The organism is Pelomonas sp. SE-A7 (assembly GCF_030345705.1).
Classification (GTDB): Bacteria; Pseudomonadota; Gammaproteobacteria; order Burkholderiales; family Burkholderiaceae_C; genus JAUASW01.
Genome location: NZ_JAUASW010000002.1, coordinates 734,873 through 746,739, shown reverse-complemented (window position 1 = coordinate 746,739; position 11,867 = coordinate 734,873). Strand labels below are relative to the sequence as shown.

Sequence of the window (11,867 nt, the reverse complement as noted above, 5' to 3'; positions counted from 1 at the left end):
GCTGTGAAAGCGGAGGAATCGCTCAGCGCAGGCCGGCGATGTAGTCCGACACGGCCTTGATCTCGCGGTCGTTCATCTTGGCCGCGACGGCCGTCATCTGGGCGCTGTTCGCCCGGCTGCCCGCGCGGAAGGCGTTCAGCTGGGCTTCGGTGTAGTCGCTGTGCTGGCCGGCCAGACGCGGGTACTGGGCCGGCATGCCGGCGCCGGTCGGGCTGTGGCAGCCGGCGCAGGACGGGATGTTGCGGTCGGCAATGCCGCCGCGGTAGATCTTCTCGCCCAGGGCAACCATGTCCTTGTTCTTGGCGAAACCGGGCTTGGCCTGCTTGGAGGCGTAGAACGCGGCAACGTTCTTCATGTCCTCTTGCGACAGCGGAGCGACCATGCCGCTCATCACCGGGTTGGCGCGCTTGTTGGCCTTGAAGTCTTCCAGCTGCTTGCTCAGGTACTCGGCATGCTGGCCCTGCAGGATGGGATTGGCCGGGCTGCCGCGCGACCCGTCGGCCGTGTGGCAGGCGCCACAGACTTGCGTGGACAGGGCCTGGCCCTTGGCCAGATCGGGCTTGGCCGGGGCCTTGGCTTCGTTCGCGTGAGCTGCGGCGGCCAGGAACAGACCCGTCAACAGGAGAGCGGCATTCTTCATGAGTAGGGGGTTCGGTAAGCGCAAGCGGCGGATTTTACAATGGCCGGAACGCCAATCAGGCCTCCCAGGAATCCCATGACAGAGAACAACAACAACACGCCGGTCGCGGACACCACCGAGATCACCGACAAGCAGGTGCTGGGCTGGACCCATACGGCCCGTTTCCTGACCACGGCCAGCCAGCTGGAACACCTGCCGGCCAACGAGCTGCCCGAGATCGCCTTCGTCGGCCGCTCCAATGCCGGCAAGTCCACGGCGATCAACACGCTGGCCCAGCAGAAGCGCCTGGCCTTCGCCTCCAAGACGCCGGGCCGCACCCAGCACATCAACCTGTTCGAGGTCGGTCCCAAGGATGCACCCGACGCGTTGCTGGCCGACCTGCCGGGCTATGGCTATGCCGCGGTCAACCGCACCGCCAAGCAGCGCTGGCAGAAGGTGATGGCCGACTACCTGGAGATACGCCGCAGCCTTTCGGGCGTGGTGCTGATGGTCGATTCGCGCCTGGGCCTGACCGACCTGGACCAGCAGCTGCTGGCCTTCGTTCAGCGTCGCGTCGCCAATGGCGAGGTCAAGCTGCTGGTGCTGCTGACCAAGTCCGACAAGCTCAACCGCAAGGAAGCCGATGCGGCCCTGCGCAAGACCCAGGAGCACCTGGGCGCCATCGTGACCGAGGAATCCGACGTCTCGATCACGCTGTTCTCGGCGCTGAAGAAGCAGGGCGTGGCCGACGTGGCCCATATCCTGCACCAGTGGGTCCACCTGCCGCGCGCCATCGTCGGCGAGGCCGAGCCGGCCGCTGCTTCCGAGAGCGGCGAGGTGTCGCCCGACTGACAGCGGTGCGGCCGGCGCCCTGCCTATGCTCGGCGCCATGCCCATCGAGACCTTTGCGCTGGACCTGCCGCACGGCATCACGCTGTCCTGTCGTGCCGCTGGCGATGCGGCGCTGCCGCGCCTGGTGTTTCTGCATGGCTTTCCCGAGGGCGCTTTCGTCTGGGACGAGCTGATGGAGAAGCTGGCGGACCGCTTCCGCTGCATCGCGCCCAATCTGCGCGGCTACGAGAAGTCCAGCAGCCCGGCCGAGGTCGAGGCCTACCGGGCCAAGCATCTGATGGCCGACATCGCGGCCCTGGTGGCGGCCACTGGAGAAGGCCCGTTGGCAGCCCTGGTCGCCCACGACTGGGGCGGTGCCGTGGCCTGGAACCTGGCCGTTCAGCAGCCGCAGCTGATGCAGCGCCTGGTCATCCTCAACTCGCCACATCCGGGCACATTTCTGCGCGAGCTGCAGCAGAGCGAGGCACAGCGCCAGTCCAGCGCCTACATGAACGAGCTTTGCGAGCCGGGCATGGAGGAGCATCTCGCGGCGAATGACTTCGCGCGGCTCTGGCCTTTCTTCACCGACCATGGCGGCCAGCCCTGGCTGGACGAGGCGCTGAAGCAGCGCTACCGCGAGCTGTGGTCGCACGGATTGAGAGGCCCGATCAACTACTACCGCGCCTCGCCGATGCGGCCGCCGCGGCCGGGCGACCCGGGCGCGATGGCGCTGCAGTTCCCCGACGAGTTCATCACCGTGCGCCTGCCGACCCTGGTGATCTGGGGCCTGGACGACCGGGCCCTGCCGCCCGGCCTGATCGATGGCCTGGAGCGCTACGTGCCGCGGCTGGAGCTGTTGCGCTTGCCCACGGCCGGCCACTGGCTGGTCCATGAGCAGCCGGACTTCATCGCCGAACAGCTGCTCAGGGTCTGCCAATGAACAGGTAGACCGCCGTGCCGCCGCGCGGCGCATGGCCCAGCGCGAGGTAGAGCGGGCCGAGGCCGGTGTCCGCGCCGACGAAGGCGCTGGCGGCGTAGCGCAGGTCCTTGAAGCTGGCGTCGGTGCGCGCATTCCAGGCATTGCCGGCTTCCAGGGATCCGCCGACGAAGAAGCCGCGGGTCAGCACCGGCGCCTCGCGCATGCGCAGGTAGTAGGTGGCGCGGCCGAAGGCCAGGGTGTTGCCGTAGAGCTGGCCCGGCTGGTAGCCCGAGAGCTGCTGGAAGCCGCCCAGCGTGTAGGGCCCCTGCGTCGAGTCGCTGGGCTGATTGGCCTGCAGCAGCCGCGTGCTGAGGTTCAGCGTATGCGGCCCGCTGCTCATGGCGGCCGTGCCCAGCAGTTCGAAACGGCTGAAATGCTGGCGCCGCGTGTTGGTGCCCGACTGCAGGCCGGCGATGGCATCGAACGAAACGCGGTAGCCGCGCTGCGGGAAATTGGCAAAGTCCAGCTGGTCGACCACGGTGCGCAGGCGCACGCCGGTCTCGCTCCAGGTCTGACGCAGCAGCTCGTCCGGCACCTCCACCGCCAGCAGCTTGGGCTCGATGCGCCAGCGCTGATGCGTCAGGCCGAAGCGCACCTCGCCGAGCTGGGCCCAGGGCTGGCCCAGGTCCAGGCCGAGCTGGCCGGACTGTCGCGCCAGCCGCGCCAGGCCCTGGCCGCTGTCCGGGTCGTAGAGCGTGATCTGGCGCCGTTCCAGCTCGGCCCATCCGGAGAGGAACCAGTCGCTGGACTTGTCGAGCCGGCCCAGCAGCGGGTGGTAGAGCTCGGTGTAGTAGCGCGGCGTCTGGCCCACGGTCAGCTGATTGCGCCATTCGGTGCCATGCTCGGTCAGCCAGTGGCGGTTGTGGCTCAGCCGCAGATTGAACGAGCTTTCACCGGCAAAGTTGGTGCTGAGGTCCAGGCCGACGCGGAAGTAGTTCGGGCCCCAGGGCTTGTCTTCCATCAGGAACACCAGGGTGTCGCCTTCGGGCCGCTGCTCGACGTGGTAGTCGACCCGCACATAGTCACCCGACGAAGCCAGCTTGCGGGTGTCGCGCTCGGCCTTGGCCGGGTCGAACATCTGGCCAGGCTGGGTTTCCAGCTGGGCCTTGAAGCGCTCGGGATGGGTGCTGTCGCTGCCCTCGAAGACCACGGCTTCCAATGACGGGGCTTCGGGCTGCGTGGGCAGGCGGGCCAGCCGCCATTGCACGTAGTCCTTCTCCGACAAGGCCAGGGCACGCAAGCGCGGCAGCAGCGCCTCGGCCGCGGCCTCGCCCTGGCTGATGAAGTCGCGGGTGCGTTCAAAGTCGGCCGAGGTCAGCTTGCCCAGGTTGGGCGTGATCAGCAGGTCCTCCATCCACAGGCTGGCCAGGCTGCGCTGCACGTTCTGCTCGGTGAGGATGTTGACCATCTGGCCGGTCAGGCCGACCACCGAGCTCAGCGCCGATCGCGCGGCCAGCGGCGTGCCCACGTTGACCGCGATCACCTGCTCGGCCCCCATGCTGCGGGCGATGTCCACCGGCAGGTTGTTGACCAGGCCACCATCGCCGAGGATGCGCTCGTTCCATTCGATCGGCGCGAACACGCCAGGCACGCTCATGCTGGAGCGCATGGCGAGGGCCAGGTCGCCTTCGCCGACCACGACCTGATGGCCGTCTTCCATGTCGGTGGCCACGGCGCGGAAGGGGATGGGCAGCTTGTCGAAGCGCTGGACCATTCGCACCGGCAGCGTCAGCCGGCGCAGCAGCGCTTCAAGGCCACGGCTGGAAATCGTGCTCTGCGGAGCGCGCAGTTCGCCATCACGCAGGCCCAGCTCCAGCACCGGCGAGAACTCGAAATCTTCTTCCTTGCGGCGCTGCGACAGCTGCTGGCGGTCGACCCGGCTGGCGAAAACGCGGTCCCAGCGGACCTGCAGCAACTCGCGTTCGAGCTCGTCGGCGGTCATGCCGCTGGCGTAGAGGCCGCCGATGATCGCGCCCATCGAGGTGCCGGCGATCACGTCCACCGGCACGCGCTCGCGCTCCAGCACCTTGAGCACGCCCACATGGGCAAGGCCACGGGCGCCGCCGCCTGAGAGCACCAGCCCCAGCTTGGGGCGTGCGACGGACGCGGCCGGCTCAGGGGTTTGCGCCGCGACCTGGGCGGCCAGCAGCAGCAGGCCGAGTCCCCCGGCCAGGGCGACCCGGCGCAAGTTCAAGTGGCCAGGCCCTGCATCAGCGTGTCGACGGCACGCTGGACCAAGGTCTCTTCCTCGAGCGAGGTGATCAAGCCGTTGGACAGCAGCTTTTCCAGCGCGCCGCGGGTCAGCGAATGACGGTCTTCGGCATCCTGGCCGACGAACAGGAAGAACTGACGGCTCTCGCTGATCCAGGCGATCTGGGCAGTCAGCCACTGGCTCTGGATGAACAGGTGGTACCAGTTGCCGACCTCGATCTTGTCCATCCAGGCCGACAGCGCCGCGCGGGCCTCGGGGCTGTCGTCGGCGTCGTAGAGCTGGGTCGGCACCGTGGGCAGGTGACCGCGGTCCACCTGGTCATGAGCCCAGCGCGAAGGCATCTGCGATTCGCGCTCGGTCAGCAACTGGTTCAGCAGGTCTTCCGGGCTCAGCTCGCGGGTTTCGACGTTGCGGATCGCCGAGGCCGGCATGGCGGCGGGCTGGCCCTGCAGCACCCGCTGATGCATCTGCGAGAGCTCATGCATCAGGGCCTGGGCCTTCTGGGCCGGCAGGGCGATCTCTTCGAAGCCCTTTTCCAGCCGCTGCACCAGGGTCGGCAGTCGCGCGCGCAAACGGGCGCCCTCGGAAGGGCTGCGGCAGGGCTCGAAGCTGGACAGCAGCTCGTCGACCGTATCGATATGGGCATGGGCCTCGGGCGCATCGCGGCCGTTCAGCACCATGGCCTGCACGATCACGTCCACCCAGCTGGTCTTCAGGAAGCTGCGGATCGCCGGGCTGACCGGGGCGTCGATCAGCTGGTCGCCGATCTGCTCGCGCAGCACCTGGGTCCATTCGTCGCGCATCTGCTCGCGCTCCAGCGCGGCCAGGGCCGTGGCGCTGCGTTCGCTGCGCTGGCGAGCCTGGGCGCCGATGTGCTCGTCGACCTGGGTCAGCACCTGCTGGAACAGCTGGGCGCTGGGGCTGGGCGTGGCCACCAGCATGGCCAGGCGCGATTCCATGAACTGCAGAAACTGCTGCAGCCGCTCGTCGTTGGGGTTGTCGAAACCCATGGCGTGGGCGGCGACACGGTTCAGCAATTGCCAGGTCGGGTGCTCCTGCCGGCGCAGCAGGCTGGGGTCGATACGGGCCAGGCGCACGACCGGGATCTGCAGCCGCGCCATCAGCGCCTTGACCGGCGGCAGCAGGCGCGGGTCGGCCAGGATCTGGTCGTAGAGCCGGGTCAGCAGGTCGCCGCCAGCGCCACCGGCAGCGGCCGGACTGAAGTTGAGGCCGCCCGGCACCGGCGGTGTCTCGGGCTTGGCCGGGAATTTCTGGGGCCGGCTGTTGATCTCGCTGACCTTGCGGGCCAGGCCGTCCAGCGTGGCCTGGGCCGGCTGCTGTCCGGATTGGGCCTTGGCCAGTTCGGCCATGCGGCGCAGACGCGGGTCCTGCTGGCCACCGCCCACGCCGTAGCTGGACACCATCTGGCTCAGCTGGGCCGCCTGCAGCTGGGTGCAAAGGCCCGCGTAATGCCGCTGCAGGATGCTGCCCAGCGGTACGGCCGCCACCTTGAGCAGGGCGTAGCGGCCTTCCGAATCGAGGTGGGTATCGACCAGGGCGTCGTACATCGCCTGGGCGAACAGGGCCGGACGCAACGGGTTGTCGTCCTTGACCGAGGTGGTGCCGCCGCGCAGCGCGACGAAGAAATTGCCGAGCTGGTGCAGCTCGGGCCGGCACTGGTCTTCGACCGTGGCGATCAGATGGGCGATGGCCACATCCTGCAGGGCCTGGTGTTCATCCACCAGGCTGAGCGCATCCAGCGACATGGACGAGGCGCGGCGCAGCGGATCCTGGCCGCGCTTGGCCAGTTCCAGCATGGGCCGCACCGCGGCTTCCAGATTGCTGGCGAAGCGGCCGCGCTGGCGGCGCCAACCTTCCAGCAGCGCGAAATGCTGCGGTCGGCGCTCGAGCTCGTCCTGGGTTTCGTCCTGGATCGAGCGAGCCAGCATGGGCAAGGCCGCGAGCGTGTCGTCGACCAGCGACTGCAGAGTGGGTGCGTGGGCCATTTCGTTACTTTGACGGATGCCGCATTATCAGTGGGCCACAGAAGCGAAAGCGGATGTTTGGCAAGGCCCCCCTGAGGGTGATGGGTCTGCCGAGCCAAGCATGAAATATCACCGTTTTCTATCGGCCGGACCAGGCAATAAAAAAGGGCCGCATCGCTGCGGCCCTTCCTGACTTACCCCTCGGGCTGGCAGGCCCTTGGGTGCAAATCGGCACGCAACCCTGCGCAGGCAGGGTTGCATGTCCGAATTACATGTCCATGCCCATGCCGCCCATGCCGCCCATGCCGCCAGGCATGCCGCCGGCCGGTGCGTCATCCTTGGGGGACTCGGCGACCATGCATTCGGTCGTCAGCATCAGCGAAGCGACCGAAGCGGCGTTCTGCAGCGCGGTACGGGTCACCTTGGTCGGGTCCAGGATGCCCATTTCGATCATGTCGCCATAGGTGCCGTTGGCGGCGTTGTAGCCGTAGTTGCCCTTGCCGGCCAGCACGGCGTTCACGACGACCGAGCTTTCCTCGCCGGCGTTGTAGACGATCTCGCGCAGCGGGGCTTCGATGGCCTTCAGGATCAGCTTGATGCCGGCGTCCTGGTCGGCGTTGTCGCCCTTGATGTCGCCAGCAGCCTGACGGGCACGCAGCAGGGCCACGCCGCCGCCGGCGACGATGCCTTCTTCAACGGCGGCACGGGTGGCGTGCAGCGCGTCTTCCACGCGGGCCTTCTTTTCCTTCATCTCGACTTCGGTGGCAGCACCGACCTTGATGACGGCCACGCCGCCGGCCAGCTTGGCCACGCGCTCTTGCAGCTTCTCGCGGTCGTAGTCGCTGGTGGCTTCCTCGATCTGGATGCGGATCTGCTTGACGCGGGCTTCGATGACGTCGGCCGTGCCGGCGCCGTCGATGATGGTGGTGTTTTCCTTGCCCACTTCGACGCGCTTGGCCTGGCCCAGGTCGGCCAGCGTGACCTTCTCCAGCGTCAGGCCCACTTCTTCAGCGATGACCTTGCCGCCGGTCAGGATGGCGATGTCTTCCAGCATGGCCTTGCGACGGTCGCCGAAGCCCGGAGCCTTGACGGCCACGACCTTCAGGATGCCGCGGATGGTGTTGACCACCAGGGTCGCCAGGGCTTCGCCCTCGACTTCCTCGGCAATGATCAGCAGCGGACGGCCGGCCTTGGCGACCTGCTCCAGCGTCGGCAGCAGGTCACGGATGTTCGAGATCTTCTTGTCGAACAGCAGGACAAACGGGTTGTCCAGGATGGCGGCCTGCTTCTCGGGGTTGTTGATGAAGTAGGGCGACAGGTAGCCACGGTCGAACTGCATGCCTTCGACCACGTCCAGCTCGTTGTTCAGGCTCTTGCCGTCTTCGACGGTGATCACGCCTTCCTTGCCGACCTTGTCCATCGCGTTGGCGATGATCTGGCCGACGTCGCCGTCGCTATTGGCCGAGATGGTGCCGACCTGGGCGATTTCCTTGGAGGTGGTGGTGGCCTTGGAAGCGGCCTTCAGCTGGACGACCAGGGCGGCGACCGCCTTGTCGATGCCGCGCTTCAGGTCCATCGGGTTCATGCCGGCGGCCACGTACTTCATGCCTTCGCGGACGATGGCCTGGGCCAGCACCGTGGCGGTGGTGGTGCCGTCACCGGCGTTGTCGCTGGTCTTGGAAGCGACTTCCTTGACCATCTGGGCGCCCATGTTCTGGAGCTTGTCCTTCAGCTCGATTTCCTTGGCGACGGACACGCCGTCCTTGGTCACCGTGGGGGCGCCGAACGAGCGCTCCAGCACCACGTTGCGGCCCTTGGGGCCCAGGGTCACCTTGACCGCGTTGGCCAGGATGTTCACGCCTTCGACCATGCGAGCACGAGCTTCGCCGCCAAAGATCACGTCTTTTGCTGCCATGTGTATTTCTCCGGATTCTTTAAGAAAGGGTGTTCAGCGGTGGGGGCAGGACTTACTTCTGCACCACGGCGAAGAGGTCCTCTTCGCGCATCACCAGCAGTTCGTCGCCATCGACCTTGACGGTCTGGCCCGAGTACTTGCCGAACAGCACGCGGTCGCCGACGGCCACGTTCAGGGCGACGAATTCGCCCTTGTCATTGCGCTTGCCCGGGCCCACGGCCAGGACTTCGCCCTGGTCCGGCTTCTCGGCGGCGTTGTCGGGGATGAAGATGCCGGAAGCGGTCTTGGTCTCGTTTTCCAGGCGCTTAACGATCACGCGATCGTGCAGAGGACGCAGTTTCATCACATCTCCTTGATGTTGGTCGGTGCTTGCTTGACGGTAGGCGCCGCGGTAATGAGCGCCCACTCACATGCGATATGACTGACGGAGCCCGGAGGCTCCGTCGGATGGGTTAGCACTCTGTCGTTGTGAGTGCTAGCAGCGGGATTATAGGGTTGGGTTTTGGGCTTTCAAGAGCGCCCCTGGTTCAGCCCTAGCGGACGACCAACGGAAAGTCCATGCCGGTCGAGCTGACGACCGGGAACTGTTCCTCGGTGCGGTAGCGCTTGGACAGCTCGGGCAGGGTCTGCTCCACATAGACCATCAGCTTGCGGGCCGTGACGTCCGGGCCGCCGGCCGCGGCCTTGCCGGACAGGCCTTCGAGCAGGGTGTAGGTGAACACGCCATGGCCCAGATTCAACAGCTCGGCCGCCAGCTGCTCCTTGTTGGTCGCGGCAATCAGGTGGGTGCCGGTGGACCGCGAGAGCTGGGACAGCAGCCGCCGCTCCTCCAGGCCGCGGAAGCTGGCAATGGCGGCGCCCGACTTGCAGGCGTCGATCAGCACCACGACCTTGCGCGCCGGAATGGCCTTGATCGCCCGCGACAGCTCCTGCGAGGACAGGCCTTCGCTGCGCAGCTTGTCGGCCTGCTCGGGCTGGGTCACCTCGTGCGGAATGAAGTACCAGTCGTCGCCCAGGGTCTCGCCATGGCCGGCCAGGTAGACCACGACCACGTCCTCGGGCTTGCTGGCACTGAAGTCGGCGAGCTGGGCGAGGATGCCGGCGCGGGTGGCCTGACCGTCGTAGAGCTCGCTGACCGCGATGTCGGCGAACAGCTTGCGGCCCAGGGCCTTGAAAGTGTTGGCCACGCCGCGCGCGTCGGGCACCGAGAAGCTGAGATTGAGCTGGCTGTTGCGGTAGGCATTGACGCCAACGCTGAGCACGCGCAGCTTGGGCCTGTCCGGCCGCGCCGGGGCCTGCACCGTCAGCTCGGCCACGGCCGATTCCGTGCGGTCCAGCCCCAGGGCCACGGCCTTGACCTCGTTGCGTCCGCTCTCCAGTGCCAGCTCGAAATGCAAGCGGCTGGCCGGCGCGGCCGGCTTGGGCCCCACGGTCTGTACCACCTTGCCGTTGTGCATCAGCCGGACCTCGTCGACGCCGCCGCCCTGGTCCATCACATGCAGGTCCAGGCGCACGCTGTCCTCATTGACCTTGCTGCCGTCCGAGGGGCTGAGGAAGGCGACCACCGGCGGCAGCTTGAGCCCTTGGCGCGGGTCGGGCAGCGGGCGGACCCGGGGCTTGTCGGCCAGCGCGCTGATCACGCCCAGCGGATCGAAATAGCGCTCGCTGAAGCGCTCCAGCGGCAGGAACTCCGCTGCTTCGCCGGTCCCGCGGTTCACATGCCAGCCTATGTGGCGCTCACCGCCACCGCCGGCCGAGAAGCGGCCGTCCGGCGTCCAGGCCGCCCAGGCCTTGCCGTCCCCATGGGGATAGAAGGCCAGTGTCTCGGCGCCGTCCTTGCGTCGGAACCAGCGCAGCGTGCCGTCGCCGAATCCGGCCACCACCCAGTGCTGGTCGCGGCTGAGCTGGACGGCAAAACAGGGGGCCGGGATACGCACGTTCCAGAGCAGCTGCCCGTTGGCGGCGTACAGCCTCAGCCGGTGGTTGCTGCCGAGCGCAAAGCCGCGGCCGGACGGGTCAATCCCCAGGGCCAGCGAGACCTCGCCCTGGCCCAGGCTCAGGGCCCGGCCGGCCAGCTTGGGGCTGCTGCTGTCCTGCCAGTCGCGCACATCCAGCAGGGCGGCCGGCTTGTCGTCCAAGGGCTGGGCCGGACGCCACGCCGGTCCGGCCAGGTCGAAACGCACCGGGGCCAGGCCACCGAAGCGAGTGGCGAAGCTCAGCTCGCGGGCATCGCTGGACAGCCTCAGGCTGCTGCTGCCGGCGGCGACCGGCAGGCGGAAGTCCGGCCGCATCGAGCGGACCGAGGCGCCGCCGACCTGGCCCCAGCTGGCATCGCCCGAGGCGAACAGCACCTCGCCGCCCGCGCTCAGCAGGGCGGTGACCGAGTCGCTGGCCGCAGCAAGTTCGCTGCCGGACGCACGAGCCAGGTTCCAGCGCTGCACGCCATGGCGACCGGGCGCGCTGCGCCAGCTGCCGGCGGCCAGCAGCTCATTGCCCTGGCGGGACCAGGCCACGCAGGGCAGGGCGCCGCCCTCGAGCACCGGCGAACGCCAGACGGTCGCCAGCGTGTCCCCATGCAGCACCAGGGCCTGGGCCGTGTCGGCCAGTCCCAGGGCCAGCCGCTTGCCGTCCGGAGAAAACGCCAGGCCATGCGGCCGGCCGGCGATGCGCTCGGTCTTCTGCAGCCAGAGGCTGTTGCCGCGCAGCGCGTACTGGCGCAGCGCGCCGTCGTAAGCGCTGCTGACCAGCATCCGGCCATCGGGCGAGAAGGCGAGGCCGTAGGCATCGGCACCATAGGCCTCGTCGCTGCTGGTCGGGCGGGCGGTCTTCCAGTCGTCGCTGCTGGCATAGAGCCTGAGGCCGGCGCCGCCCCAGCTCAGCACGGCCAGCTGCTTGCCGTCCGGCGAGAAGGCCAGGGCATTGACCACATTGGGCAGGCCCTCGATCCGCCCGCGCATGCGGCCGCTGCGGCTGTCGAACAGGTAGACCTCGTTGTCGGCCGACCAGCCGGCCACGGCGGCCACCGTGCCGTCCGGGCTCAGCGCTGCGGCGTAGAGCTTGCCTTCATTGTCCGCGCCTATGGGCGGCCGCAGCACGCGCAGCAGGCTGCGGTCGGACAGCCGCCAGAGCCGCGCCGTCTTGTCCTCGGAAGCCGTGAGCAGCAACTCGCCGCGCGCATCGGTGGCCAGGGCCCGGATCGCTGCGACATGGGTGCCGGCCTCGACCCGCAGCATGGGCTGTACAGCCTCCTGCGCGCCAGCGCTGCCCAGCGCCCCGACCAGCAGGACGAGCGACAGCCAGCAGCGCAGCAGTGCCATGGCCGGCGC

The 11,867-nt window shown here is 68.1% G+C and carries 8 protein-coding genes; 2 read left to right on the top strand and 6 right to left on the bottom strand.

From position 1 onward, the window contains the following. Positions 1-22: 22 nt before the first annotated feature. Positions 23-640, bottom strand: a complete 618-nt coding sequence (locus QT382_RS17350; RefSeq protein WP_289255340.1) for a c-type cytochrome — start codon at positions 638-640, stop codon at positions 23-25. Positions 641-715: 75 nt separating this feature from the next. Here QT382_RS17350 and yihA point away from each other — a divergent pair, with 75 nt between their 5' ends. Both yihA and QT382_RS17340 read left to right on the top strand, forming a co-directional pair. After that, entirely contained in the window at positions 716-1,471 is a 756-nt protein-coding gene (gene yihA / locus QT382_RS17345; RefSeq protein ID WP_289255339.1) for a ribosome biogenesis GTP-binding protein YihA/YsxC, read from the top strand. Between the two features lie 37 nt (positions 1,472-1,508). Further along, positions 1,509-2,390, top strand: coding sequence for an alpha/beta fold hydrolase (locus tag QT382_RS17340; RefSeq protein ID WP_289255338.1), 882 nt, complete (start codon positions 1,509-1,511; stop codon positions 2,388-2,390). Here the strand turns inward: QT382_RS17340 and QT382_RS17335 are convergent. The 5 genes from QT382_RS17335 to QT382_RS17315 form a co-directional block, all read right to left on the bottom strand. Further along, positions 2,374-4,623, bottom strand: coding sequence for a patatin-like phospholipase family protein (locus QT382_RS17335; protein ID WP_289255337.1), 2,250 nt, complete (start codon positions 4,621-4,623; stop codon positions 2,374-2,376). The genes QT382_RS17340 and QT382_RS17335 overlap by 17 nt on opposite strands. After that, complete coding sequence (locus tag QT382_RS17330) at positions 4,620-6,647, bottom strand: DUF1631 family protein (RefSeq protein ID WP_289255336.1); 2,028 nt, start codon at positions 6,645-6,647, stop codon at positions 4,620-4,622. Before QT382_RS17330 ends, QT382_RS17335 begins: the two co-directional genes overlap by 4 nt. A gap of 247 nt (positions 6,648-6,894) precedes the next feature. Next, positions 6,895-8,541, bottom strand: a complete 1,647-nt coding sequence (gene groL, locus QT382_RS17325; RefSeq protein WP_289255335.1) for a chaperonin GroEL — start codon at positions 8,539-8,541, stop codon at positions 6,895-6,897. Positions 8,542-8,593: 52 nt separating this feature from the next. Further along, complete coding sequence (locus QT382_RS17320; protein ID WP_289255334.1) at positions 8,594-8,884, bottom strand: co-chaperone GroES; 291 nt, start codon at positions 8,882-8,884, stop codon at positions 8,594-8,596. A gap of 190 nt (positions 8,885-9,074) precedes the next feature. Beyond that, positions 9,075-11,858: a caspase family protein gene (locus tag QT382_RS17315; protein WP_289255333.1), complete on the bottom strand. Its 2,784-nt coding sequence runs from the start codon at positions 11,856-11,858 to the stop codon at positions 9,075-9,077. Positions 11,859-11,867: the final 9 nt, after the last annotated feature.